Consider the following 22,782-nt stretch of genomic DNA (forward strand, 5'->3'; position numbering starts at 1 on the left):
TCCCGGAGCAAACGAGATGTCCAAGAAACTCGTCCTCGCGCTCGGCCTTGGCCTGTTCGGCCTGGCCGGCTGCACCCAAGGCATCAACCCGACCGACATGGACCGCGGCCTCATCGGCGCCGGCGTCGGCGCAACCGCTGCCTATGTCGGCGGCCATAACGTCGCCAAGGGCGCGGCCATCGGCGCTGCCGCCGGCGCGCTTTGCGACGACGTCCGCCTCTGCGAGCCGAACCGCCGCTACTAAGCCGCGCGGCCATAATCCATTGCCGTTTTCAGGCCGTCCCGGCACCCTGCCGGGGCGGCTTTTTCACGTCCGGGATCTGCCCCAAGGGAAAGAAGCATGTTCAAGAAAATCCTGATCGCCAACCGGGGCGAGATCGCCTGCCGGGTCATCAAGACCGCCAAGAAGATGGGCATCCAGACCGTCGCCGTCTATTCCGACGCCGACCGCAACGCGCTGCATGTCAAGATGGCCGACGAGGCCATCCATATCGGCCCGCCCCCGGCGAACCAGTCCTATATCGTGATCGACAAGATCATGGAGGCGATCCGGCAGACCGGGGCCGAGGCGGTGCATCCCGGCTACGGCTTCCTGTCCGAGAACATGAAATTCGCCGAGGCGCTGGAGAAGGAAGGCGTCACCTTCATCGGCCCGCCCTCGCCCGCCATCGAGGCGATGGGTGACAAGATCACCTCGAAGAAACTGGCGCAGGAGGCCGGCGTCAGCACGGTTCCGGGCTATATGGGCCTGATCGCCGATGCCGATGAGGCGGTGAAGATCTCGGGGCAGATCGGCTATCCGGTGATGATCAAGGCCAGCGCCGGCGGCGGCGGCAAGGGCATGCGCATCGCCTGGAACGACCAGGAGGCGCGCGAGGGCTTCGAATCCTCGAAGAACGAGGCGGCGAACAGCTTCGGCGACGACCGCATCTTCATCGAGAAATTCGTCACCCAGCCGCGCCATATCGAGATCCAGGTGCTGGCCGACAAGCACGGCAATTGCGTTTACCTGCACGAGCGCGAATGTTCGATCCAGCGCCGCAACCAGAAGGTGATCGAGGAAGCCCCCTCGCCCTTCCTCGACGAGGCGACCCGCAGGGCCATGGGCGAGCAGGCCTGCGCATTGGCCAAGGCGGTGGGCTATACCAGCGCCGGCACGGTCGAATTCATCGTCGATGCCGACAAGAACTTCTATTTCCTGGAAATGAACACCCGCCTGCAGGTCGAGCATCCGGTGACCGAGCTGATCACCGGCATCGACCTGGTCGAGCAGATGATCCGCGTCGCGGCGGGCGAGCCCCTGCCCTTCGCCCAGGCGGACCTGAAGATCAACGGCTGGGCCATCGAAAGCCGGCTCTATGCCGAGGATCCCTATCGCAACTTCCTGCCCTCGATCGGCCGGCTGACCCGCTATCGCCCGCCGGCCGAGACCGCCGCCGGGCCGATGGTCGAGGCCGACCGCTGGGTGCCCGCCCATCCCGGCGACCATCCGCCGGTCGCCGCGACCGGGGTGCGCAACGATACCGGCGTCTACGAGGGCGGCGAGATCAGCATGTATTACGACCCGATGATCGCCAAGCTCTGCACCTGGGCGCCGACCCGCGAGGCCGCCATCGAGCAGATGCGACTGGCGCTGGACGAGTTCGAGGTCGAGGGCATCGGCCACAACCTGCCTTTCCTGTCGGCGGTGATGGACCATCCGAAATTCGTCTCGGGCGACATCTCGACCGCCTTCATCGCCGAGGAATATCCCGACGGCTTCCTGGGCGCGACGCTGCCCGATGCCGAGATCACCCGCGTCGCCGCCTCGGCCGCGGCCATGCATCGCGTGGCCGAGATCCGGCGCGCCCGCATCTCGGGCCGGCTCGACAATCACGAGCGCCATGTCGGCGAGCATTGGGTCGTCTTCGTCGCCGGCAAGGAGATCCCGGTGCGCATCACCGCCGACCGCCAGGGCTCGACAGTCGAGATCGACGGGCGCAAGCTGCGCGTCGAAAGCGACTGGCTGCCGGGGCAGTCGCTGGCACGGCTGTCCGTCGACGGCTCGCCGCTGGTGATGAAGGTGGACCGGCTGCCCTCGGGCTTCCGGCTGCGGGTGCGGGGCGCGGACCTGAAGACCTATGTCCGCCGCCCGCGCGCCGCCGAGCTGGCGCGGCTGATGCCCGAGAAACTGCCGCCGGACACCTCGAAATTCCTGCTCTGCCCGATGCCGGGCCTGATCGTGCGGATCAATGTCGAGACCGGCGACGAGGTGCAGGAAGGCCAGGCGCTGGCCACGGTCGAGGCGATGAAGATGGAAAACATCCTGCGCGCCGAAAGGAAGGCGGTGGTGAAATCCGTCAACGCCCAGCCGGGCGAAAGCCTCAAGGTCGATGACGTGATCATCGAGTTCGAGTGACAGGCAACCGCCGGGCGCCCGCCAGCGTCCGGCCAAGGGATCGGGATCATGCCGGTTTTCGACGACTATCTCAGCCCCCATGCACAGCAGGCGGTGATCGCCGGGCTGTTCATCGCCACGGGCTGGTGGGTCGTCGCCTTCCAGAACCGCCGCCGCGATGCCAAGCTGCGGGCCGAGCGGGTCGATGACATGCAGCGCGCGCTGCTGGCCGAGGTGCGCGCCCATGTCGTCGCGCTGGAGCGCCAGGTGCAGGACGGGCGCTTTGACACGCTGCTGTCGCAGATCGAGGAAGGCAATGCCGGCCTGGTCATCGCCCATGGCGGCAACGACCGCATCTTTCGCGCCGTGCTGCCGGACATCCACCTGCTGCCGGGGGGTGTGATCGACCCGGTGGTCATCTATTACCGGCTGATCGCGGTCATGGATTCCATGGCCGAATCCATCCGCCGCATGGCCCGCAGCCGTCCCGAAAGCGCGGCCGACATGATGCTGGACTATATCCTGCTGAACCAGGAAGCGCGCGAGGCCGGGCTGGACGTCCTGGAGGTGCTGACCGCCAGCCTGCGCGGCGGCGAGGCCGAGATCCAGGCCATGCTGCGCAAGCAGCGCGAGGATGCGGCCCGACTGATCGCCGCCACCCTGCCCGGCGAATTGGCCGGGCTGCGTGATCGCCTCAATAGGCGATCTTCGGACCGGAGCGGCCTCTGATGGGCTTCAGGCCGATGACACTGGTGATTTCATTCGCGCTGCGGGTGCGGCGCAGCCGCTCGATCACCTGTTCGGTGGCCGTGTCCGGCTTGCGCGGCCGGGGCGGAGCGGCCTCGTCGGTCACGCGCGTCAGGGACGATTTCGCCATGGCACAGCTCCTTTGCAGCGGGCAGCACGTCTGCCCTGGCCTCAAGATAAGGCGTCAAGCCCCTTGTCGCAATGAAGGAGTTGCGATTTTCGCAACATCCTATGGCAGCCCGGCCCGGCCGATCTCGCGCAGGCGCAGCGGGAACTTGTCGATGGCGCGGGTGATCTCGCGCACCGACCAGGGCACGGGCTTGCGCTGCTTGACCTGGCCGTCCTTGTCCATCAGCACCAGCGAAAACCCCTCGGGGCGCAATTGCCGGCGCCAGACGCTGGCCGCGGCCGGGTCGGTATCGGTCACCACCACCACGTCGCGGGCCAAGAGCGGCGCCGGATCGCGCTGCAGGGCGGTCAGCTGCTCGACGAAGGCCGGGTCGGCCGCCGTATCGGCAAAGATCACCACCGGCCGGGCCTGCCACATGAATTCCGCCGGGTCGGCCTCGGCCGCCGGCAGCACGGTCAGTTCGCGCTCGGCCGGCCCGGCGGGCGCGGCCGTGCCTTCGCTGCGCGCGGCGGGCACTTCGCCGCGGACATACGGGCGATGGCCGTCGGCCTCGCCCTCGGGCCTGGGTCCCATCGCCGCCAGAAGCGGCACCCCCGCCAGAAAAATCAACCGTTTCAGTTTCATCGCCCCCTCTACTCTCTCTTCATATAAGAGCAGAGGGGCCATGGGAAAGGATGCAAGATGAGCGAAAACACGAAAGCCTCCCTGGAGGAATGGCGCAGGCTCGCCAGCAAGGAGCTGAAAGGCGCCGATCCGGACAGCCTGACCTGGCACACGCTGGAGGGAATCGAGGTCAAGCCGCTCTATACCGAAGAGGACGTCCGCGACCTGCCGCATCTGGGCAGCCTGCCCGGGATCGAGCCCTATACCCGCGGCCCGCGCGCCACCATGTATGCCGGCCGGCCCTGGACCATCCGGCAATATGCGGGGTTTTCCACTGCCGAGGAATCGAACGCCTTCTATCGCAAGGCGCTGGCGGCGGGCCAGCAGGGCGTCTCGGTCGCCTTCGACCTGGCCACGCATCGCGGCTATGACAGCGACCATCCCCGGGTCGAGGGCGACGTGGGCAAGGCCGGCGTCGCCATCGACAGCGTCGAGGACATGAAGATCCTGTTCGACGGCATCCCGCTGGATAAAGTTTCCGTGTCCATGACCATGAACGGCGCGGTGATCCCGGTGCTGGCCAATTTCATCGTGACGGGCGAGGAACAGGGCCATTCCCGCGCCGTGCTGTCCGGGACCATCCAGAACGACATCCTCAAGGAGTTCATGGTCCGCAACACCTATATCTATCCGCCCGAGCCCTCGATGCGGATCATCGCGGACATCATCGAATACACCTCGAACGAGATGCCCAGGTTCAACTCGATCTCGATCTCGGGCTATCACATGCAGGAGGCGGGCGCGAACCTGGTGCAGGAGCTGGCCTATACGCTGGCCGACGGGCGCGAATATGTCCGTGCCGCGCTGAAGGCCGGCATGGACGTGGACCAGTTCGCCGGGCGGCTGTCCTTCTTCTTCGCCATCGGCATGAATTTCTTCATGGAGGCGGCCAAGCTGCGCGCCGCGCGCCTGCTGTGGACGCGCATCATGAAGGAATTCGATCCGAAGAAGCCGGGCAGCCTGATGCTGCGGACGCATTGCCAGACCTCGGGCGTCAGCCTGCAGGAACAGGACCCCTACAACAACGTGGTCCGCACCGCCTACGAGGCGATGGCCGCGGCGCTTGGCGGCACGCAGTCGCTGCACACCAATGCGCTGGACGAGGCCATCGCGCTGCCAACCGAATTCAGTGCCCGCATCGCCCGCAACACCCAGCTGATCCTGCAGGAGGAAACCGGCATCACCCATGTCGTCGATCCGCTGGCGGGCTCCTATTACGTCGAAAGCCTGACCCATGAGCTGGCCGAGAAGGCCTGGGCGCTGATCGAGGAGGTCGAGGCCATGGGCGGCATGACCAAGGCCGTGGCCTCGGGGATGCCCAAGCTGCGCATCGAGGAAAGCGCCGCCCGCCGCCAGGCCATGATCGACCGCGGCGACGAGGTGATCGTCGGGGTGAACAAGTATCGGCTGGCCAAGGAAGACCCGATCGACATCCTCGACATCGACAACATGAAGGTGCGCGAGGCGCAGATCGCCCGGCTGCAGGCGATGCGCGCGGCGCGGGACGAGGCGAAATGCCAGGCGGCGCTGGACGAGCTGACGCGCCGGGCCAAGGAAGGCGGCAACCTGCTCGAGGCGGCGGTCGAGGCCGCGCGCGCCCGGGCCAGCGTGGGAGAGATCAGCATGGCGATGGAGAAGGAATTCGGCCGCCACCGGGCCGAGGTCAAGACGCTGGCCGGCGTCTATGGCGCCGCCTATGAGGGCGACGACGATTTCGCGCAGATCCAGCGCGACGTCGAGACCTTCGCCGAGCAGGAGGGTCGCCGCCCGCGCATGCTGGTGGTCAAGATGGGCCAGGACGGCCATGACCGCGGCGCCAAGGTGATCGCCACCGCCTTCGCCGATATCGGCTTCGACGTCGATGTGGGGCCGCTGTTCCAGACCCCCGAGGAAGCCGCGCAGGACGCCATCGACAACGACGTGCATGTGGTGGGGATCTCGTCTCAGGCGGCGGGCCACAAGACCCTGGCGCCGAAGCTGATCGCGGCCTTGAAGGACCAGGGCGCCGGCGACATCATCGTGATCTGCGGCGGCGTCATCCCGCAGCAGGATTACGATTTCCTGAAGAAGGCCGGGGTGAAGGCGATCTTCGGGCCGGGGACCAACATCCCCTCGGCGGCGCGCGACATCCTGAGCCTGATCCGCGAGGCGCGGGCGGCCTAGGCGCCCCGCCGGCAACGGCGCCTCTTGCCGGCGCCGTTGCATGGGTATTTGTGAAACAGAGAAGATGGCCAGCCGCCGCGCGAGGGATCGGGCCGCGGCTTCCAACCGGAGCAAGCCCATGATCATCCGACCTGCCGAGGAGCGCGACCTGGCCGCCATCCTGGATTTCTGGAACCCGCTGATCCGCGAGACCACGGTCACCTTCTCGAGCGAGGAGAAGACCGCAGAGGGGCTGGCGCGCATGATCGCCGGCCGCCGGGCGGCGGGGCGGGCGTTCCTGGTCGCCGAAGAGGCGGGCGAGGTGCTGGGGCTGGCGAGCTATGACCAGTTCCGCAGCGGCAACGGCTATGCGCATTGCATGGAGCACACCATCATCCTGGCGGCGGCCGCGCGCGGGCGCGGGGTCGGCCGGGCGCTGATGGCGGCGCTGGAGGATCACGCCCGCGCCGCCGGCGCGCATGGCATGATCGCCGCCGTCTCGGCCGAGAACGAGGCCGCGATCGCCTTTCACCGCGCCATCGGCTATGGGCCGGCCGGGCTTGTGCGGCAGGCCGGGCGCAAGTTCGGCCGCTGGCTGGACCTGGTGCTGCTGCAGAAGATCCTCTGACCGCGCCTTGCCTGTCGCCGGGCGCTGTGGAACACTCGCGCCCGGAACGCGGAGGCAGGATGGACAACGGACGGGGCAGGCGGATCACCGGCATCACCGGCGAGGGAGACCCGGTGCGCGATCCATCCGTCGGGGCCCTTCCCCCGGCCCCGCGGGACGCGGGCCGAGGCCGCAGGCCCCCGCCCCCCGGCCGCATCGGTGGGCCATGGCGAGGATAGGCGCGCCGCCCGAGACCCATTACACCCTGCCGCCGGATTTCGCCGCCGCGCTGGGGCAATGCGTGGCGAATTTCGGCTGGCTGGAGGAGATCATCAAGCGCACCATCTATGCGCTCGACCGCGCCCGGCTGGCCGACGACCTGACCGAGGCCGAGCTGCAGACCTGGCTGACCCGCATGGGCGCCGTCGCCGATGATTCCATGGGCACGCTGATCGAGCAGCTGGACGCCGCCATGAGCCGCTATCCCGGCTTGCGCGACCGCAGCCGCATCACCGACCGGCTGGCCGAGATCCGGCTGCTGCGCAACCTGCTCTGCCATGCCTCCTGGCGTCCGACCGAGCATCGCGGGCGCTGGCACCCGGCCTTCGTCAGCACCAGGGGCGAGGTGCAGCGCGATCCGCTGGGCATCGACGACCTGAACCGCATCCGCGAGGAGACGGTCGAGATCGGCACCCGGGTGCTGCGGGTGATGCGCGCCACCGGCGTGCAAGGCTATTGGGCCGGGGACGACGAGGCGTAAGCCTTGCGTTGCAAGCTCGCGCGCCATCCGCTAACACCGCTTCGTCCATAGATAAGAGTTTCATATGTCCGCCCAGAACCAGGGGCAAAACGCCTCTCCGCTTCGTCTCGGCATCGCTGGTCTCGGGACGGTCGGCACCGGCACCGTCAAGATCATCCAGAAACACGCCGCCCTGCTGGGCCTGCGCGCCGGCCGGCCCATCGCCATCACCGCCGTCAGCGCCCGCGACCGGATGAAGAACCGCGACCTGGACCTGTCCGGCTATGCCTGGGAAGACGACGCCCGCGCCCTGGCGCTGCGCGAGGACGTGGACGTCCTGGTCGAGCTGATCGGCGGCGACGAGGGCATCGCCCGCGAGGCGGTGACCGCCGCGTTGCGCGCCGGCAAGGATGTGGTGACCGCCAACAAGGCGCTGCTGGCGATCCACGGCCAGGAGCTGGCGGAACTGGCCGAGGCCCATGGGCGGGTGATCCGCTTCGAGGCTGCCGTGGCCGGGGGCATCCCGGTGATCAAGACCATGACCGAGTCGCTTTCCGGCAACGAGATCCGCCGCGTCATGGGGGTGATGAACGGCACCTGCAACTATATCCTGACCCGGATGGAAAGCGCCGGCCTGCCCTATGAGACGGTGTTCGAGGAGGCGCGGCAGCTGGGCTATCTGGAGGCCGATCCGACGCTGGACGTGGGCGGCATCGACGCCAGCCACAAGCTGGCGATCCTGGCCGCCATCGCCTTCGGCACCCGCCCGAGCTTCGACGCGGTCGAGATCGAGGGCATCGAGCGGGTCAGCATCGACGACATCCGCCGCGCCGCCGACATGGGCTATCGCATCAAGCTGCTGGGGGTGGCGCAGATGACCGGGCGCGGGCTGGAACAGCGCATGTCGCCCTGCCTCGTGCCCGCCGACAGCCCCTTGGGGCAATTGCAGGGCGGCACCAACATGGTGGTGATCGAGGGCGATGCGGTCGGCCAGATCGTGCTGCGCGGCGCCGGCGCCGGCGAGGGCCCGACCGCCAGCGCGGTGATGTCCGACGTGGTCGAGATCGCGCGCGGCGTCAGGATGCCGAGCTTCGGCCAGCCGGCCGAGACGCTGGCCAGCCCGCAACCGGCGCGCACGGCGGTGCCGGCGGCCTATTACATCCGCCTGCAGCTGACCGACAAGCCGGGGGCGCTGGCCAAGGTGGCCTCGGTGCTGGGCGACAGCGGCATCTCGATCGACCGCATGCGGCAATACGGCCATTCCCACAGCGAGGGCATCGCGCCGGTGCTGATCGTCACCCACAAGACCACCCCCGAGGCCATCGACCACGCCATCGAGGCCCTGCCCCGCACCGGCGTCATCGCCGGCGAGCCGGTCGAGCTGCGGATCGAGGAGGTCTGATCCGGCGCCGGCCGCGCCCGCCCGCGCTGCCGGATTCGGGGATTTCTGTAACGAAGAAATGGCCGCGCCGGGTTCAGGCCGTGCCCAGGTGCCGCAGGCCGTGGGTCACGTCGGCCCGAACCGCCAGCCGCAGCCCCGGCTCGTCCCCGGCGCGCAGCGAGGCCAGGATCATGCGGTGATGGCGCGGCGGCTCGTTGCGCTTGACCCGGCCGTATAGCGCGCGCATGGTCGGGCCGAGCTGCAGCCAGACCGTCTCGACGATGGCCAGCATCGCCGGCGCCTGGGCGCGCAGGTAGAGCAGCCGGTGGAATTCCAGGTTGGTGCGGATATAGCCGATCGCGTCATGGCTTTCCGCCGCCTCGCCGATGGCGGCGTTGATCACCGCCATGCGCTCGATCAGCGCCTGATGGGCGCGCGGCAGGGCGCGGGCGGCCAGTTCCGGCTCGATCAGCCCGCGCAGCGCCGCCAGTTCCTCGATGCGCTCGACCGAAAGCTCCGGCGTGGTGATCCGCCCCGAGGAGGAGAGCGACAGCGCCCCCTCGGCCACCAGGCGCCGCACCGCCTCGCGCGCCGGGGTCATCGAGACGCGATGCTCGGCGGCGATGCCGCGCAGGGTCAGGGCCAGGCCGGGCGGCAGTTCGCCCAGCATGATGCGCTGGCGCAGGTTGCGATAAAGCCGCTCATGGGCGGAACTTTCCGAGGAACGCGAAGCAGTCATGCGCCAGCTGTGATCACAAAACCGGGCGCCGTCAAGTCCGCACGTCAGAGGCGGAACCGCCAGGCCAGCAGCTCATGGCCGTGCCTGCGCAGCCAGGCGCGGTGGCGCGCGTAATCCGGCATCAGCCGCCCGGTCGCGGCCCAGAAGGCCGGCGAATGGTCCATATGCGCCAGATGCGCCACCTCATGCGCCGCGACATAGTCCAGCACCTCGGGCGGCGCCATGGCGAGGCGCCACGAGAACATCAGCCGTCCGTCATGGGTGCAGCTGCCCCAGCGCGAGCGCGTGTCGCGCAGCGCCAGCGCCCGGAAGCCGCGCCCCAGCGCCGCCGCGTAGCGGTCGCAGGCCGCGACCAGCCGGGCCTGCGCCAGATGCTTCAGCCAGGCCTCGACCACCACGCCGGCCGGCCGGGCCTGCGGCACCAGCAGCGCCTCGTCGGTCAGCTCGACCCGGCGCGTGCCTGCCGGAGTGATGCGGCGCAGCCGGCCCTCGACCGGCAGCAGCGCGCCATGCTCGGCAAGCTGCAGCGCCGGCATTTCGGCCCGGGTGCGGCGCAGCCACTCGGCCCGCGACTCGGCAAAGGCGCGGCCGTCCGAAAGGCTGGTGCGGCTGGGCAGGGTCAGCACCACCTCGCCCCCCGCCCGCGCCACGCGCAGCGTCATGCGCCGCGCCCGGGCCGAGCGCCGCAGCGTCACCGGAATGTCGCCTCCGACCAGAATCCTGTCCATCATGTCCCGCATCTTGCGATGGTCCGCCTGTTGCCCCATCTTTCCCCTGCACCGCCACCCGCCCGCAAGGGGAAAAGGCTTTGACAGCCCCGCGCGGCTATGGCAGGGGACAGCGGATTTACCTGAACGCGGCAGAAAAAGAGAATACCATGCCCAAAGAGGAATGGGGCACGAAACGCCTTTGCCCCCATTGCGCCACGCGCTTCTACGACCTGAGAAACGACCCGATGACCTGCCCCGCCTGCGGCGCAGAATTCACGCTGGAAAGCCTGACCAACGGCCGCTCGCGCTCGCTGATCTCGGAAAAGACCGCGGCGCGGGAAGAAGACCAGACCGATCTGGTCGATGACGAGGATCTGGACGACGACGCCGATACCGGCGATCTGGACGACGATCTGCTGGACGACGACGATGACGGCGACATGTCGCTGGACGACATCGCCGACGTGCCCGAGAGCGACGACGAATAAGCCCTCGTCCCGACTGGTCCAGGCCCCGGAACGCGACCCGCGGCCGGGGCCTTTCCTTTGGCGGCCGAAGATGCGGATCATCGACAGACAGGCCATGCGCGCCATCCTGCTGACCCCGGACGACCGGGTGCTGCTGATGCGCGTCGATTACGGCACCGGCGACTGGTGGATCACCCCCGGCGGCGGCGCCGAGCCCGGCGAGACCGCCGAGCAGACCCTGCGCCGCGAACTGGCCGAGGAACTGGGCTTCGCCCTGCCCGCGCTTGGCCCGCTGGTCTGGCGCCGCCGCGTCGCGATGACGCTGCGGCAGCGACGCTGGCGGCAGTCCGAGGACTATTTCCTGATCGAGACCCAGGATTTCGTGCCGGTGATCCGGAACGCGCCCGAGGCCGGCGCCATCCGCGAATTCCGCTGGTGGAGCCTGCCCGAGATGCGCCATACCGGCGAGCGGCTGGCGCCGGCCGCGCTGCCGCGCATCGTGCTGGACTATCGCGCGAACGGGCCGCCCGGCAGCCCGCCCGAGATCGAGATCGTCGAGGATTGACCGTCAGGCCGCGTAGACCTCGTCGAAAAACGCCCGTTCCAGCGTGACGGCGCGCCGGAAGAAGTCGCGCGCCTGATCCGCCGCTCCGGGCCCGGCCCGGTCGAACTCCTCGCGCAGGAAGCCGACGAAATCCCGGAAGAAGGCATTATCGTGCAGTGTGATCCATTCGGCATGGACGAAACGCTCGGGCAGCGGCTGCGGCGCGCGGCTGGCCCAATCGAGGTAAAGCCCCTCGGCCACGTTCAACACCGCCAACACGGCGGGATAGCTGCGCGTCGCCGCCGCCTCGCGCATCAGCGCCTGGAACCCCGCGGTGGGCGCGCTGTCGGGGGTGGCGGCGCGATCCGCCTCGTCCACGCCGAGCGCCGCGAAGGCGCGCAGGAAATAGTCGTTCTCCTCGCCCGAGACCATGCCGGCGAAACGCCCGAAGCGCAGCCGCGATTCGAAGCGGTCGGCCGAGGCGATGGCCGCGCCCAGAAGCGTCAGGAAGGCGTCGAGAAAGCGGTGATCCTGCATCAGGTAGCGCGCCATCGCCGCATCCGCGATGCTGCCGGCGAACAGCTCGCGTACGAAGCGGTGCTCGACGGCGGCGGTCCAGTCCGCGGCGCATTCCCGGCGCAGGGTTTCGAAAAAGCTCTCGGTCATCGGGGCCCTCATGGCTTGGGGCGAGACCGGGTTGCAGTTCGGCCTCGCGGTGAGGCCGGCAAAAGACAGGCGCATCCTTCCCATCCCTTCGCCGGCATGATCCGGATCAGGTTCGAAGGGTCACCGCGCCGCCCGTCGTCGGGTCGATCGAGGCCAGCGGTCTCTCAGCCCCTTGCCGGGACTCCCCTTGGTGGCGCCAGACTAGCGCGCGGCGCGGCGGCTGTCACGGCCTGCCCACAAGATCGTGAGCCGCGAAATCCGGAACCGGCCGGCTGCGGCGCGGCATTGCGTCTTGCAGCCGGGGGCGAGATGTTATCTCGTTGCCGCAGGGCGGGCGCTACCCGCCCGCAGTCAGGACCGGGACCATGACGACGGGCGAAATGCCGAAACCCACGACCGCGACAGAACTGAACGATCCCGCCGCCTCGCGGCAAAGCCCGAAACAGGTCGGCCTGCGCCTGCACCGGCCGCCGCTTCTGACCAATATCTCGGCCGCGCGCTGGCTGCTGCTGGCCATCGTGGCGGCCTCGATCTATTTCTTCCACGGCTTCCTGGTGCCGGTGCTGGCGGCCATGGTGATCGCGCTGGCCAGCTGGCCCCTGCGCGAGCGCGCCGCCCGCCAGCTGAACCTGGGCCGCACCGGGGCGGCGACGGTGCTGGTGCTGGTGCTGGTCTGCTTCCTGCTGATCCCCATCGCCATGGCGCTGATCTATGCCTTCCGCGAGCTGCGCGACTGGATCAACTGGGCGATCGTGGTCAACAGCTCGGGCGCGCCGACGCCGGGCTGGATGGTCGAGCTGCCGCAGGTCGGCGACTGGCTGGACGAGAACTGGCAGACCTATATCGGCCGGCCCGGCGGCATCAGCGAGATCGTGCAGCTGGTCAGCGGCTCGAATATCGGGGCGATCTATCGCGGCGCGGTGACGGCGGGGACGCTGGCCTTCCATCTGGCGCTGACCTTGCTGTTCATGCTGATTACCCTGTTCGTGCTGTATCGCGACGGCGACAAGATCGTGGCGCAGATCGACCAGGTCGGCCGCCGCATCCTGCCCGACCGCTGGAGCAGGCTGTCGCGCGTCGTGCCCGCGACGATCAGCTCGACCGTGACGGGCATGACCCTGATCGCCATCGGCGAGGGGGTGATCCTGGGCGTGGCCTATTGGCTGGCCGGCGTGCCCTCGCCGGTGACCTTCGGGGTGATCACCGGCTTCATGGCGCTGATCCCGGGCGGCGCGCCGCTGTCCTTCACCCTGGTCTCGGCCTATCTGGTGGCCAGCGGCTCGCCCGTCGAGGGGGCGGCGCTGTTCGTCTGGGGCACCTGCGAGCTGTTCGTGGTGGACAAGACCATCCGCCCGGTTCTGGTCGGCGGCCCGGTCAAGCTGCCGTTCCTGCCGACCTTTTTCGGCCTGATCGGCGGGGTCAAGACCATGGGCATCGTCGGGCTGTTCGTCGGCCCGGTGCTGATGGCGCTGCTGGTCTCGATCTGGCGGGAATGGCAGCGCGAGCTTGCCGAAGAAGAGCAGCGGCAGGACAGCAAGCTGATCGGCCTGGAGTGACCGGGGCCTGACCGGCCCCCGGCGCAAGAACGGCGGAACATGGAAAAAGGCGGGGCGCAGATGCGTCCCGCCTTTCCTGTTGCGGCCGGGCTTCCGTCGGCGCCGGCGTCCGGATCAATCCGCCGGAAGCGGCGCCGGAGGCACCACGGGATCCTCCTGCGGCGGCGCGGCCAGCGATTCCGGCAGCGGCGTCAGCGTCACGCCGGCACCGGCGCCCAGCGGCTCGCCCTCGCGATTGGTCTCGGTCGGGGCGACGGCCTCGCCGGGTGCGATCGCGCCCGAGCTCTCGGCCTCGGCTTCGTCCTCGTCCGCGGCGGGGGTCGAGGCCGGCCGGGGCACCGGCACCGGATTGGCCCGGTCGGCCCCGTCGTTGCGCAGGTAGTCGAAGAACTCGCCCTGCGGCTGGATCACCAGCGAGCTGTTCTCGCCCCGCAGCGCCCGCTCATAGGAGGTCATCGAGCGGGTGAAGGCAAAGAACTCGGGGTCGCGGCCGAAGGCATCGGCGTAGATGGCGTTGCGGCGGGCATCGGCTTCGCCGCGCACCACCTCGGCGCGCTTCCGCGCCTCGGAGGTCAGCTCGACCACGGTGCGGTCGGCGGCGGCGCGGACGCGCTGCGCGGCCTCGCCACCGCGGGCGATCTCGTCGGCGGCCTCGCGCTCGCGCTCGGCACGCATCCGGGCATAGGTCGCGGTCAGGTTCTGCTCGGGCAGGTCGGTGCGGGTCAGGCGCACGTCGATGACGCGGATGCCCAGGTCGCGGGCATCGTCGCGCGACAGGTCGCGGATGCGATTCATCAGCGGCGTCCGGTCGTCCGACAGCACCGTGGTCGAGGGCACCGAGCCCAGCACCTGCCGGATCGCATTGGTCACGATCGGCTCAAGCCGGCGCTGCGCGAATTCGATGCCGCCCGCACCCACCGCGCGGCGGAACTGCACCACGTCGGTGATCTGCCAGCGCGCGAAGGCATCGACCACCAGACGGCGGTCGTCCAGCGGCGTGACCTCCATCGGCGGGGTCGGCAGGCCGAGGATGCGGGCGTCGTATTTCACCACATTGTCGAGGAAGGGCACCTTGACGCCCAGGCCCGGCTCCTCGCGCACGTCGACCACTTCGCCGAAGCGCAGGACGAGCGCCTTTTCACGCACATCGACGATATAGAGCGAGGAGATGACCAGGACCGCCACCACGACCAGGAAGGGCAGCGCCAGAAGCGAGATTGCACGGTTCATCACTGGTTCCCCCCGCTGGTGTTGCCCGAATTGGCGTTGCCCGTATTGCGGTTGCCGGAAGCCGGCGCCCCGCTGCGCAACTGATCCAGCGGCAGATAGGGCACCACGCCCGGCCCCGCCTCGCCGTCGAGGATGACCTTGTTCACCCCGCCCAGAACCTTCTCCATCGTTTCCAGATACATCCGCCGGCGCGTCACCTCCGGCGCCTTCACATATTCGTCATAGACCGAGTTGAAGCGCGCGGCCTCGCCCTCGGCGGTGTTCACCGCCTCGGCGCGATAGGCCTCGGCGCGTTCGATCACGGCGGCGGCCTCGCCCCGGGCGCTGGCCAGCACGCGGTTCGCATAGGCGTCGGCCTCTTTCTCCAGCCGGTCGCGTTCCTGCTGGGCGGCCTGCACCTCGCGGAAGCTGTCGATCACCTCGCGCGGGGGGTCGGCGCGGTCCAGGTTGACGCGCAGCACGTTGATCCCCGCCTCATAGGCGTTCAGCGTGTTCTGCACCGCCAGCTTGAGGTCGTCGGCGATGGCACCACGGTCACGGTTCAGGATCGGCGCCAGTTCGGACCGCGCCACGATGTCGCGCATGGCCGATTCCGAAACCGCGCGGATCGTGTCCTCGGGATCGGCGAGGTTGAACAGGAATTTCTCGGGGTCCGAGATGTTCCAGACCACCTGATAGGCCATGTCCACGATGTTCTGGTCGCGGGTCAGCATCAGCCCCGAATCCATCGGCCCGGCGCGGCCGGTGCCGATTTCCGTGGTCCGTTCGCCCGAGACCTGCACCACCTCGGCGGTGACGACCGGCCAGGGCGCGAAGTTGAGGCCCGGCTCGCCGGTGCCGACGGGCTTGCCGAACAGCAGCTCGACCGCGCGTTCCTCGGGCTTGACGGTGTAGAAGCTGGAAAAGGCCCAAAGCGCCACCACGGCAAGCGCCGCGATGCCCCAGGTGCCGCGGTTCATCTGGAATTGCGGGCCCTGCGGACGGCGCGGACCGCCGCCGCGATTGCCGCCGCCCGGCCCCTTGCCGCCCATCAGCACCCGCAGACGGTCCTGGCCCTTGCGCACCAGTTCCTCGATCTCGGGGATCTGGTCGCCCCGGCGCGGCCCCTGCGGACGGTCGTCCTTGCCGCCCCCCGGCCCGCCCCAGGGACGCTGGCCGCCCCCCTGCGGCGGCTCTCTGCCGCCCTTGCCATCATCTCCGCCGCCGCCCCAGGGGCCTTGTCCTGCCATAAATCTCGTGCCTCGCTTTACGTCCGTGTGGTTGAAACTGGTGGCTTCGGCCGGAAAATCAAGCCGATGCGACGGGTTTGTCCAGATTTGCCGCCCCGACCCGGCGGGTGGGCCTGCGCATGGTCACAAGCTCTTCGGCCAGGGTCGGATGCACGGCGATGGCGGCGTCGAAATCGGCCTTGGTGGCGCCCATGCCCATCGGCACCGCGACCATCTGGATCATCTCGCCCGCCTCGGGACCGAAGATGTGGCAGCCCAGCACCTTGTCGGTTGCGGCATCCACCACCAGCTTCATCACCGCCCGCGCATCCGAGCCGGCGAAAAGCGAGCGCATGGGCCGGAAGCTGGCGACATAGATGTCGGCGGGACCGCAGGCCTCGGCCTCCTCCTCGGTCAGGCCGATGGTCGCCAGCTCATGCGGGCGGGTATAGACCGCCCCCGCCACCAGCCGGTGATCGACCTTGCGGGGCCGGGCGCCGAAGACCGTGTCGGCGAAACTGTGCCCCTCGCGGATCGCCACCGGGGTCAGGTTCACCCGGTCGGTCACGTCGCCGACGGCATAGATCGACGGCACCGAGCTTTGCGACCATTCGTCCACCAGGACCTCGCCCTTGCGGCCCAGCCGGACGCCCGCCTCCTCGAGCCCCAGCCCCTTGGTATAGGGCGCGCGGCCGGTGGCAAACATCACCGCGTCGAAGATCTCGCTGCTGTCGTCCTCGAAGGTGGCGCGGATGGCCGCCCCCTCGCGGTCCAGCCGCACCGGATTGGTGTTCAGCCGCACATCGACGCCGATGGCGCGCAGCTGCTCGGTGACATGGCGGCGCATCTCGGCATCGAAGCCGCGCAGCACCGCATCGCCGCGATAGGCCAGCGCGGTGGCGCAGCCGAGGCCCTGCAGGATGGTGGCGAATTCGCAGGCGATGAAGCCGCCGCCCACCACCAGCATCCGGCCCGGCAGATCTTCCATCGTGAACAGGTCGTCCGAGATCAGCCCCAGCTCCTTGCCCGGAATGTCGGGGCGCTGCGGCCGGCCGCCGACCGCGATCAGGATATGCTTGGCCGTCAGGCGCTGGCCGTCCGCCAGCTCGACCGTATGGGCGTCGTGCAGCCGGGCGCGCTGGATATGCACATCGACCCCGGCATTGACCAGCCCCGAGGTATAGGCGCCCTCCAGCCGGTCGAGCTCGCGCCCGAGCTTGCCGTGGAACTCGGCCCAGTCGAAGCGGCCCTCGCTGGCGCCCTGCCAGCCATAGCCGCGCGATTCGGCCGCGGCCGCCCCGGCCTGCGAGGCGAAGATCATCAGCTTCTTGGGCACGCAGCCGCGGATGACGCAGGTGCCGCCCATGCGGCTTTCCTCGGCCAGGCCGACGCGGGCGCCGTATTCGCTGGCCGCGATCCGCGCCGCGCGCACCCCGCCCGAGCCGCCGCCGATGACGAAAAGGTCGTAGTCGAATTTCATGCCATGTCCTCGCGCCGCAGTTCCACCACCGAGCCGTCCGGGCAGCCGATGATCGCAAGCTCGCAGATATTCAGGAAAAGCCCGTGTTCAACCACCCCGGCGATGGAGGACAGCTCGGCCGCCAGTTCCTCGGCGTCCGGGATGGATTCCAGCGCCAGGTCCAGGATCAGGTTGCCCTCGTCGGTCAGCAGCGTCTGCTCGCCGCGCTTGCGCAGCAGGATCGGGCGCCGGGTCAGGTCCAGCCGGTCCAGCGCCCGCTGGATCAGCGTCTTCGTGGCCTGCCAGCCGAAGGGAATCACCTCGACCGGCAGGTGAAAGGCGCCCAGCCGGTCCACCACCTTGCCCTGGTCGGCGATGACCACCATGCGGTCCGAAGCGGTGGCGACGATCTTTTCGCGCAGATGCGCCGCCCCGCCGCCCTTGATCAGGTTCAGGTCCGGGTCCACCTCGTCGGCGCCGTCGATGGTCAGGTCCAGCCAGCCGATATCGTCCAGCTCCTCGACCTTCAGCCCCAGCGCACCCGCCAGTTCGGCCGTCGCCTTCGAGGTCGCGGCGCAGCGCAGCTCGAAGCCTTCCTCCCTGACCCGCTGCGCGAGGCGGCGCACGAAGATCGCGGCGGTCGAGCCGGTGCCCAGGCCCAGCCGCATCCCCGGCTCGACCAGCGCCACGGCGGCACGGGCGGCGGCATCCTTGGAAAGGTCGGCGATGGCGGGGTCGGTCATGGCAGGGGTCCTTGGCAGAATGGCAGGCTCGCGTCCTTATACGCAGAAGCCGCGCCATGGGCTACTGCCGGCTGCGTCTTTTGGCCGCGACGAAACGCCTGCCTTGCGGCGATTGCCTCGGGGCGGCGGCTGACCTAAATCTGGCGGCCATGACGATACCCGCCACATATGCCGCCATCATCACCGCCGCCGGCCGCGGCACCCGCGCCGGAGACGGCCCGCCCAAGCAATGGCGCCCCCTTGCCGGGCAAACCGTGCTGGAGCGCAGCATCGCCGCCTTTGCCGGCTTCCCGCGCATCGTGGTGACGCTGGCGCCCGAGGACATGGCGCGCGGCGTGGCCGAGCTTGCCGGCCCGGTCGTGCTGGTCGCGGGCGGCGCCACGCGCAGCGACAGCGTGCGCGCGGCGCTGGAGAGCCTGGAGGGCAGCGGCGTCACCCATGTGCTGATCCATGACGGCGCCCGGCCGCTGGTCTCGCCCCGCGTGATCGCCGGCGTCATCGAGGCGCTGGAGGCGGGCAGCCCCGCCGCCGCCCCCGCCCTGCCGGTCACCGATGCGCTCTGGCGGGCCGAGGACGGGCGCGTCGCCGCCACCGCCAGCCGCGAGGGGCTGTTTCGCGCCCAGACCCCGCAGGGTTTCGCGCTGGACGCCATCCTGGCCGCGCATCGCGCCCATCCCGGGGGCGCGGCGGATGACGTGGAACTGGCGATCCGCGCCGGCCTGCCCGTCGCCGTGACGCCGGGCGACGAGGACAATCTGAAACTGACCTGGCCCGGCGATTTCGCCCGGGCCGAGCGTATCCTGGGGGACGCGATGGACATCCGGCTTGGCAACGGTTTCGACGTGCACGCCTTTACCGAAGGCGACCATGTCTGGCTTTGCGGGGTGAAGATCCCCCATGACAAGGCGCTCTTGGGCCATTCCGATGCCGATGTGGGGATGCATGCCCTGACCGACGCGCTTTATGGCGCGCTGGCGCAGGGCGATATCGGCCGGCATTTCCCGCCCTCGGACCCGCAATGGAAGGGCGCGGAAAGCCACATCTTCCTGCGCCACGCCGCGATGCTGGCCCGGCAGATGGGCTATGAGATCTCGAATGCCGACGTGACGCTGATCTGCGAGCGGCCCAAGGTCGGCCCGCATGCCGGCGCCATGGCGCTGCGCCTGTCCGAAATCATCGGCGTCGAGCCCGACCGGGTCAGCGTCAAGGCCACCACTTCGGAACGGCTGGGCTTTACCGGGCGCGAGGAAGGCATCGCCGCCATCGCCACCGCCACGCTGGTCGGGGGATGACGATGGAACGGATGATCGCGAGCTTCTTCGGCATCGGCCACCTGCGCCCCGCGCCGGGCACCTGGGGCTCGGCAGCGGCCGTGGCGCTGGGGGTGGCGGCCCATGAATGGCTCAGCCCCTGGCTGGTGCCGGCGGGCGTGGTGCTGGCGGTGCTCTTGGGCTTCTGGGCGGTGCCGCGGGTGCTGGAGGGCAGCGCCGACAAGGATCCGTCCTGGATCGTCATCGATGAGGTCGCGGGCCAATGGCTGGCCATGAGCTTCACGGTGATCCCGCTGGCGCGGCACGGCGTTTCGATCCTGGATGCCTGGCCCGGTTTCGTCGCGCCCTTCCTGCTGTTCCGGCTCTTCGACATCTGGAAACCCTGGCTGGTGGGCCGGGCCGACCGGCGCGGCGGCGCGGCGGGGGTGATGCTGGACGACCTTTGGGCCGGGTTGTTCGCCGGGCTGGTCTCGGTCATGCTGGCCGGGCTTTACCATGCGCTGCTGGAGCCGATGCTGTCGTGACCGATCCCGCGGAAATCCTTGATCTGGCACGCAAGCGCGGGGTGATGATCGCCACGGCGGAAAGCTGCACCGGCGGGCTGATCGCCGGGCGGCTGACCGATGTGCCGGGCTCGTCGGATGCGGTGGACCGGGGCTTCGTCACCTATTCCAACGCCGCCAAGATCGAGATGCTGGGCATCCGCCCCGAGACGCTGGAGGCGCATGGCGCGGTCAGCGAGGAGATCGCCGCCGAGATGGCCCAAGGCGCGCTGGCGCGCTCGCAGGCCGGCGTCGCGGTCGCCGTCACCGGCATTGCCGGGCCGGGCGGGTCGGAACACAAGCCCGAGGGCCGGGTCTGCTTCGGCCTTGCCGATGCGGGCGGCGTGCGGACGGAAACGGTGGAATTCGGCCCGCGCGGCCGCGCCGCGGTGCGCGCCGCCACGGTCGAGCACGCGCTGGCGCTGCTGAAGGCGGCGCTGCTCTAGGCCAGCGCCCGCAGGGCCGCGGTCACGTCGTCCAGCCGCGTGTCCCAGCCGCAGACCAGCCGGATCGAGACCGGCTCCTCGCCCTCGGCATCCTGGGTATGCGGCCAGAGGTGATAGCAGATGCCGCTGGCGCAGGCCCGGCCATGCAATTCGCGCGGGATGGTGGCAAAGACCGCGTTCGATTCGACGCGCTGATCGATGCGCACCCCCGGCAGCCGCGCCAGACCCAGCGCCAGCTCATGCGCCATGGCATTGGCATGTCGCGCCAGCTGCAGCCACAGCTCACCCTCAAGCCAGGCCAGGACCTGCGCCGAAAGGAAGCGGTGCTTCGAGATCAGCGCCCCGGCGCGCTTGCGGCGGAACGCGAACTCCTCGGAAAGCGCCGGATCGAAGATCACCACCGTCTCGACGCCCATGCAGCCGTTCTTGGTGCCGCCCAGCGACAGGATGTCGACCCCCGCCCGCCAGGTCAGGTCGGCGGGCGAGACGTCGAGGCTGGCCAGTGCATTGGCGAAGCGCGCCCCGTCCATATGCACGCCCAGCCCGTGTTCGCGCGCCAGCCCCGCCAGCGCCGCGACCTCGTCCGGGCCGTAGACCGTGCCCCATTCGGTGGCGTTGGTCAGGGTCAGCGCCGCGTTGCGCCCGACATGGACGGCGTCGCGGCCGTGGACGTGCAGCGCCTCGGCCAGCGCCTCGGGGGTGATCTTGCCGCCGGTGCCGGGCACCGGGACCAGCTTCGCGCCGGCGGTGAAGAATTCCGGCGCCCCGGCCTCGCTGGTCTGCACATGCGCGTCGGCATGGCAGAAGATCTTGCCCCAGCCGGGCGAGAGCAGCGACAGCGCCAGCGCATTGGCCGCGGTGCCGGTGGGCACGAAATGCACCGCCGCCTCGGGCGCGTCGAACAGCTCGCGCACGCGGTCCTGCGCCGCGCGGGTGACGCTGTCGCCGCCATAGGAGGGCAGATGGCCTTCATTTGCGGCCGCCAGCGCCGCCATGATGCGGGGATGCACGCCCCCCGCATTGTCCGAGGCAAAGTTCATGCCAGATCCTCGATGATATACTCGTCCCAGTCGTCCTCGGTCACCGTAAGCTCGCTGACGGTCCAGCCGCGCACCGAGGCGCCGGCGCGGTGCACCGATTCGCGATCCCCCGAAATCAGGTAGTGCCAGTCGTAGAGCGGCTTGCCCTCGGCACGCAACCTGTAGGCGCAGGTCGAAGGCAGCCACCAGGCGATATCCTTGAGCTTCTTCGGGGTCAGGACCACGCAATCGGGGACGAAATCATGGCGGTTGGCATAGCTCATGCATTGGCAGGACTGGCCGTCGAGCAACCGGCAGGCGACGCGGGTAAAGGCCAGCTCGCCGGTATCCTCGTATTCGATCTTGTTGAGGCAGCACTTGCCGCAGCCGTCGCAAAGCGCCTCCCATTCCTGCTGATCGAGGCTGGCCAGCGGCAGCTCCCAGAACCGGGGGCGCATCAGCGGGTCGCCAGGATCTCGCGCGCCTGGGCGCTGTCGCGGTCCATCTGCGCGATCAGCGCCGGCAGGCCGTCGAACTTCGCCTCGGGGCGCAGATATTCGACCAGCGCCACCGAAAGGTGCTGACCATAGAGATCGGCGGCGAAATCGAAGATATGCACTTCCAGATTGGGCCGGTTCTCGCCGAACATCGGCCGCACGCCGAGGCTGGCCACACCCTTGTAGCTGCCGCGGTCCGGCCCGGTCAGCACATCGACCAGGACGGCATAGATGCCCAGTGCCGGCAGGTGCAGCCCCTCCACCGCCATGTTCGCGGTCGGATAGCCCAGGTCGCGGCCGCGCTTGTCGCCGTGCAGCACCTCGCCGTCGATGCGGTGCCAATGGCCCAGCATGCGCTCGGCCTCGCGGGTGCGGCCCTCGGCCAGCGCCTTGCGGATCGCGGTCGAGCTGTATTCCACCTCGCCATTGCCGACCAGCGGCGCGACGGTGACGCCGAATCCCAGCTCGCGCCCCAGCCGCGCCAGGACCTGCGCATTGCCGGAACGCTTGCGGCCGAAGCAGAAATCCGCGCCCACGGTGATATGGCGCACGCCCAGCCCGTCGACCAGCACCTCGCGCGCGAAGCCCTCGGGCGAAAGCCCGGCCAGCACCGCGTCGAAGGGCAGTTCGTAAAGATGGTCCACGCCCAGCCGCGCCAGCCGGTTCGCGCGCGATTCCGCGTTCATCAGCCGGAAGGCGGGGCCTTCGGGCGCGAAGAACTCGCGCGGATGCGGCTCGAAGGTGATGACGCCCAGGGGCGCGTCGCAGGCGGCCCGCGCCGCGTCGATCACCGAGCGATGGCCAAGATGGACGCCGTCGAAATTGCCCATGGCGACGGTGGCCCCGCGGGCATCGAGCGGCAGAGCTTTCCAGTCGTGATGGATGCGCAATCGGGCCCC

At 69.4% G+C, this 22,782-nt stretch carries 25 protein-coding genes and 1 riboswitch; of the genes, 13 read left to right on the top strand and 12 right to left on the bottom strand.

All coding sequences use genetic code 11. From position 1 onward, the window contains the following. Window positions 1-16: 16 nt before the first annotated feature. The 3 genes from PARJ55_RS0100965 to PARJ55_RS0100975 all read left to right on the top strand — a co-directional run bounded on the left by PARJ55_RS0100965 (window position 17) and on the right by PARJ55_RS0100975 (window position 3,106). Window positions 17-244, top strand: coding sequence for a hypothetical protein (locus PARJ55_RS0100965; RefSeq protein ID WP_028711279.1), 228 nt, complete (start codon window positions 17-19; stop codon window positions 242-244). Between the two features lie 96 nt (window positions 245-340). Further along, on the top strand, window positions 341-2,398 hold the full coding sequence (locus tag PARJ55_RS0100970; protein WP_028711280.1) for an acetyl/propionyl/methylcrotonyl-CoA carboxylase subunit alpha: 2,058 nt from the start codon (window positions 341-343) through the stop codon (window positions 2,396-2,398). A gap of 48 nt (window positions 2,399-2,446) precedes the next feature. Then, window positions 2,447-3,106 (top strand): hypothetical protein, encoded by a 660-nt coding sequence (locus tag PARJ55_RS0100975; protein WP_028711281.1) that lies wholly within the window; start codon window positions 2,447-2,449, stop codon window positions 3,104-3,106. Here the strand turns inward: PARJ55_RS0100975 and PARJ55_RS0100980 are convergent. Next, complete coding sequence (locus PARJ55_RS0100980; RefSeq protein WP_028711282.1) at window positions 3,072-3,254, bottom strand: hypothetical protein; 183 nt, start codon at window positions 3,252-3,254, stop codon at window positions 3,072-3,074. The two genes, PARJ55_RS0100975 and PARJ55_RS0100980, sit on opposite strands and share 35 nt — an antisense overlap. 99 nt (window positions 3,255-3,353) lie before the next feature. Then, a complete protein-coding gene (locus PARJ55_RS0100985; protein ID WP_028711283.1) occupies window positions 3,354-3,878 on the bottom strand; it encodes a DUF4174 domain-containing protein in 525 nt (174 codons plus the stop codon). 57 nt (window positions 3,879-3,935) lie between these two features. Between PARJ55_RS0100985 and scpA the strand changes: the two genes are divergently transcribed. The 4 genes from scpA to PARJ55_RS0101005 all read left to right on the top strand — a co-directional run bounded on the left by scpA (window position 3,936) and on the right by PARJ55_RS0101005 (window position 8,807). Beyond that, entirely contained in the window at window positions 3,936-6,080 is a 2,145-nt protein-coding gene (scpA, locus tag PARJ55_RS0100990; RefSeq protein ID WP_028711284.1) for a methylmalonyl-CoA mutase, read from the top strand. A 118-nt stretch (window positions 6,081-6,198) separates the two neighbouring features. After that, window positions 6,199-6,687, top strand: a complete 489-nt coding sequence (locus tag PARJ55_RS0100995) for a GNAT family N-acetyltransferase (protein ID WP_084637747.1) — start codon at window positions 6,199-6,201, stop codon at window positions 6,685-6,687. A gap of 205 nt (window positions 6,688-6,892) precedes the next feature. Then, complete coding sequence (locus tag PARJ55_RS0101000; RefSeq protein WP_028711286.1) at window positions 6,893-7,426, top strand: hypothetical protein; 534 nt, start codon at window positions 6,893-6,895, stop codon at window positions 7,424-7,426. A gap of 64 nt (window positions 7,427-7,490) precedes the next feature. After that, window positions 7,491-8,807: a homoserine dehydrogenase gene (locus tag PARJ55_RS0101005; protein WP_028711287.1), complete on the top strand. Its 1,317-nt coding sequence runs from the start codon at window positions 7,491-7,493 to the stop codon at window positions 8,805-8,807. A 73-nt stretch (window positions 8,808-8,880) separates the two neighbouring features. Here the strand turns inward: PARJ55_RS0101005 and PARJ55_RS0101010 are convergent, their stop codons facing one another. Both PARJ55_RS0101010 and PARJ55_RS0101015 read right to left on the bottom strand, forming a co-directional pair. Next, window positions 8,881-9,525 carry a GntR family transcriptional regulator gene (locus tag PARJ55_RS0101010; RefSeq protein ID WP_028711288.1) on the bottom strand — a complete coding sequence of 215 codons (645 nt, stop codon included), beginning with the start codon at window positions 9,523-9,525 and terminating at the stop codon, window positions 8,881-8,883. A gap of 44 nt (window positions 9,526-9,569) precedes the next feature. Then, complete coding sequence (locus PARJ55_RS0101015; RefSeq protein ID WP_028711289.1) at window positions 9,570-10,253, bottom strand: M48 family metallopeptidase; 684 nt, start codon at window positions 10,251-10,253, stop codon at window positions 9,570-9,572. 149 nt (window positions 10,254-10,402) lie between these two features. On the opposite strand from PARJ55_RS0101015, the gene PARJ55_RS0101020 reads away from it, so the two are divergent. After that, window positions 10,403-10,723 (top strand): FYDLN acid domain-containing protein, encoded by a 321-nt coding sequence (locus PARJ55_RS0101020; protein WP_028711290.1) that lies wholly within the window; start codon window positions 10,403-10,405, stop codon window positions 10,721-10,723. Between the two features lie 70 nt (window positions 10,724-10,793). Next, window positions 10,794-11,267, top strand: a complete 474-nt coding sequence (locus tag PARJ55_RS0101025) for an NUDIX hydrolase (protein WP_028711291.1) — start codon at window positions 10,794-10,796, stop codon at window positions 11,265-11,267. A 3-nt stretch (window positions 11,268-11,270) separates the two neighbouring features. Here PARJ55_RS0101025 and PARJ55_RS0101030 read toward each other — a convergent pair whose 3' ends face one another. After that, window positions 11,271-11,912 carry a TenA family protein gene (locus PARJ55_RS0101030; protein WP_028711292.1) on the bottom strand — a complete coding sequence of 214 codons (642 nt, stop codon included), beginning with the start codon at window positions 11,910-11,912 and terminating at the stop codon, window positions 11,271-11,273. Window positions 11,913-11,978: 66 nt separating this feature from the next. Beyond that, a riboswitch (TPP riboswitch) is annotated at window positions 11,979-12,110 on the bottom strand. A gap of 167 nt (window positions 12,111-12,277) precedes the next feature. Here PARJ55_RS0101030 and PARJ55_RS0101035 point away from each other — a divergent pair. After that, entirely contained in the window at window positions 12,278-13,468 is a 1,191-nt protein-coding gene (locus PARJ55_RS0101035; RefSeq protein WP_028711293.1) for an AI-2E family transporter, read from the top strand. Between the two features lie 114 nt (window positions 13,469-13,582). Here PARJ55_RS0101035 and hflC read toward each other — a convergent pair whose 3' ends face one another. The 4 genes from hflC to rpiA are packed head-to-tail and all read right to left on the bottom strand — an operon-like array spanning window position 13,583 to window position 18,108. Continuing rightward, complete coding sequence (gene hflC, locus PARJ55_RS0101040) at window positions 13,583-14,698, bottom strand: protease modulator HflC (RefSeq protein ID WP_028711294.1); 1,116 nt, start codon at window positions 14,696-14,698, stop codon at window positions 13,583-13,585. Next, on the bottom strand, window positions 14,698-15,927 hold the full coding sequence (hflK, locus tag PARJ55_RS0101045; RefSeq protein ID WP_028711295.1) for an FtsH protease activity modulator HflK: 1,230 nt from the start codon (window positions 15,925-15,927) through the stop codon (window positions 14,698-14,700). The genes hflC and hflK overlap by 1 nt, the downstream gene beginning before the upstream one ends. A 58-nt stretch (window positions 15,928-15,985) precedes the next feature. Further along, entirely contained in the window at window positions 15,986-17,386 is a 1,401-nt protein-coding gene (gorA, locus tag PARJ55_RS0101050; protein ID WP_028711296.1) for a glutathione-disulfide reductase, read from the bottom strand. Beyond that, a complete protein-coding gene (rpiA, locus tag PARJ55_RS0101055) occupies window positions 17,383-18,108 on the bottom strand; it encodes a ribose-5-phosphate isomerase RpiA (RefSeq protein ID WP_028711297.1) in 726 nt (241 codons plus the stop codon). The genes gorA and rpiA overlap by 4 nt, the downstream gene beginning before the upstream one ends. A gap of 149 nt (window positions 18,109-18,257) precedes the next feature. Between rpiA and PARJ55_RS0101060 the strand changes: the two genes are divergently transcribed. From PARJ55_RS0101060 to PARJ55_RS0101070, 3 genes are read left to right on the top strand one after another with little or no spacing between them, the layout of a single operon-like run. Further along, window positions 18,258-19,400 (top strand): bifunctional 2-C-methyl-D-erythritol 4-phosphate cytidylyltransferase/2-C-methyl-D-erythritol 2,4-cyclodiphosphate synthase, encoded by a 1,143-nt coding sequence (locus PARJ55_RS0101060; RefSeq protein WP_028711298.1) that lies wholly within the window; start codon window positions 18,258-18,260, stop codon window positions 19,398-19,400. Window positions 19,401-19,402: 2 nt separating this feature from the next. Then, window positions 19,403-19,903 (top strand): phosphatidylglycerophosphatase A, encoded by a 501-nt coding sequence (locus PARJ55_RS0101065; protein ID WP_028716471.1) that lies wholly within the window; start codon window positions 19,403-19,405, stop codon window positions 19,901-19,903. Next, a complete protein-coding gene (locus PARJ55_RS0101070; RefSeq protein WP_028711300.1) occupies window positions 19,900-20,367 on the top strand; it encodes a CinA family protein in 468 nt (155 codons plus the stop codon). The genes PARJ55_RS0101065 and PARJ55_RS0101070 overlap by 4 nt, the downstream gene beginning before the upstream one ends. On the opposite strand, the gene PARJ55_RS0101075 is transcribed toward PARJ55_RS0101070, so the two are convergent. The 3 genes from PARJ55_RS0101075 to PARJ55_RS0101085 are packed head-to-tail and all read right to left on the bottom strand — an operon-like array spanning window position 20,364 to window position 22,773. After that, window positions 20,364-21,407 (bottom strand): low specificity L-threonine aldolase, encoded by a 1,044-nt coding sequence (locus tag PARJ55_RS0101075; RefSeq protein WP_028711301.1) that lies wholly within the window; start codon window positions 21,405-21,407, stop codon window positions 20,364-20,366. The two genes, PARJ55_RS0101070 and PARJ55_RS0101075, sit on opposite strands and share 4 nt — an antisense overlap. Beyond that, window positions 21,404-21,844 carry a YcgN family cysteine cluster protein gene (locus tag PARJ55_RS0101080; protein WP_028711302.1) on the bottom strand — a complete coding sequence of 147 codons (441 nt, stop codon included), beginning with the start codon at window positions 21,842-21,844 and terminating at the stop codon, window positions 21,404-21,406. The genes PARJ55_RS0101075 and PARJ55_RS0101080 overlap by 4 nt, the downstream gene beginning before the upstream one ends. Next, window positions 21,844-22,773: a bifunctional riboflavin kinase/FAD synthetase gene (locus tag PARJ55_RS0101085; protein WP_028711303.1), complete on the bottom strand. Its 930-nt coding sequence runs from the start codon at window positions 22,771-22,773 to the stop codon at window positions 21,844-21,846. The genes PARJ55_RS0101080 and PARJ55_RS0101085 overlap by 1 nt, the downstream gene beginning before the upstream one ends. Window positions 22,774-22,782 lie beyond the last annotated feature (9 nt).

It is taken from the genome of Paracoccus sp. J55, assembly GCF_000513975.1.
Classification (GTDB): domain Bacteria; phylum Pseudomonadota; class Alphaproteobacteria; order Rhodobacterales; family Rhodobacteraceae; genus Paracoccus.

Excerpts from the sequence above, each read along its gene's own strand:
- scpA (WP_028711284.1), top strand. The coding sequence starts at position 3,936 with ATGAGCGAAAACACGAAAGCCTCCCTGGAGGAATGGCGCAGGCTCGCC.
- PARJ55_RS0100995 (WP_084637747.1), top strand. The coding sequence starts at position 6,199 with ATGATCATCCGACCTGCCGAGGAGCGCGACCTGGCCGCCATCCTGGAT.
- rpiA (WP_028711297.1), bottom strand. The coding sequence starts at position 18,108 with ATGACCGACCCCGCCATCGCCGACCTTTCCAAGGATGCCGCCGCCCGT.
- gorA (WP_028711296.1), bottom strand. The coding sequence starts at position 17,386 with ATGAAATTCGACTACGACCTTTTCGTCATCGGCGGCGGCTCGGGCGGG.
- hflK (WP_028711295.1), bottom strand. The coding sequence starts at position 15,927 with ATGGCAGGACAAGGCCCCTGGGGCGGCGGCGGAGATGATGGCAAGGGC.
- PARJ55_RS0101075 (WP_028711301.1), bottom strand. The coding sequence starts at position 21,407 with ATGAACTTTGCCTCGGACAATGCGGGGGGCGTGCATCCCCGCATCATG.
- PARJ55_RS0101060 (WP_028711298.1), top strand. The coding sequence starts at position 18,258 with ATGACGATACCCGCCACATATGCCGCCATCATCACCGCCGCCGGCCGC.
- PARJ55_RS0100970 (WP_028711280.1), top strand. The coding sequence starts at position 341 with ATGTTCAAGAAAATCCTGATCGCCAACCGGGGCGAGATCGCCTGCCGG.
- PARJ55_RS0101080 (WP_028711302.1), bottom strand. The coding sequence starts at position 21,844 with ATGCGCCCCCGGTTCTGGGAGCTGCCGCTGGCCAGCCTCGATCAGCAG.
- PARJ55_RS0101035 (WP_028711293.1), top strand. The coding sequence starts at position 12,278 with ATGACGACGGGCGAAATGCCGAAACCCACGACCGCGACAGAACTGAAC.
- PARJ55_RS0101005 (WP_028711287.1), top strand. The coding sequence starts at position 7,491 with ATGTCCGCCCAGAACCAGGGGCAAAACGCCTCTCCGCTTCGTCTCGGC.
- PARJ55_RS0100980 (WP_028711282.1), bottom strand. The coding sequence starts at position 3,254 with ATGGCGAAATCGTCCCTGACGCGCGTGACCGACGAGGCCGCTCCGCCC.
- PARJ55_RS0100975 (WP_028711281.1), top strand. The coding sequence starts at position 2,447 with ATGCCGGTTTTCGACGACTATCTCAGCCCCCATGCACAGCAGGCGGTG.
- PARJ55_RS0101000 (WP_028711286.1), top strand. The coding sequence starts at position 6,893 with ATGGCGAGGATAGGCGCGCCGCCCGAGACCCATTACACCCTGCCGCCG.
- PARJ55_RS0101015 (WP_028711289.1), bottom strand. The coding sequence starts at position 10,253 with ATGGACAGGATTCTGGTCGGAGGCGACATTCCGGTGACGCTGCGGCGC.
- PARJ55_RS0100965 (WP_028711279.1), top strand. The coding sequence starts at position 17 with ATGTCCAAGAAACTCGTCCTCGCGCTCGGCCTTGGCCTGTTCGGCCTG.
- PARJ55_RS0101030 (WP_028711292.1), bottom strand. The coding sequence starts at position 11,912 with ATGACCGAGAGCTTTTTCGAAACCCTGCGCCGGGAATGCGCCGCGGAC.
- hflC (WP_028711294.1), bottom strand. The coding sequence starts at position 14,698 with ATGAACCGTGCAATCTCGCTTCTGGCGCTGCCCTTCCTGGTCGTGGTG.
- PARJ55_RS0101020 (WP_028711290.1), top strand. The coding sequence starts at position 10,403 with ATGCCCAAAGAGGAATGGGGCACGAAACGCCTTTGCCCCCATTGCGCC.
- PARJ55_RS0101065 (WP_028716471.1), top strand. The coding sequence starts at position 19,403 with ATGGAACGGATGATCGCGAGCTTCTTCGGCATCGGCCACCTGCGCCCC.
- PARJ55_RS0100985 (WP_028711283.1), bottom strand. The coding sequence starts at position 3,878 with ATGAAACTGAAACGGTTGATTTTTCTGGCGGGGGTGCCGCTTCTGGCG.
- PARJ55_RS0101025 (WP_028711291.1), top strand. The coding sequence starts at position 10,794 with ATGCGGATCATCGACAGACAGGCCATGCGCGCCATCCTGCTGACCCCG.
- PARJ55_RS0101010 (WP_028711288.1), bottom strand. The coding sequence starts at position 9,525 with ATGACTGCTTCGCGTTCCTCGGAAAGTTCCGCCCATGAGCGGCTTTAT.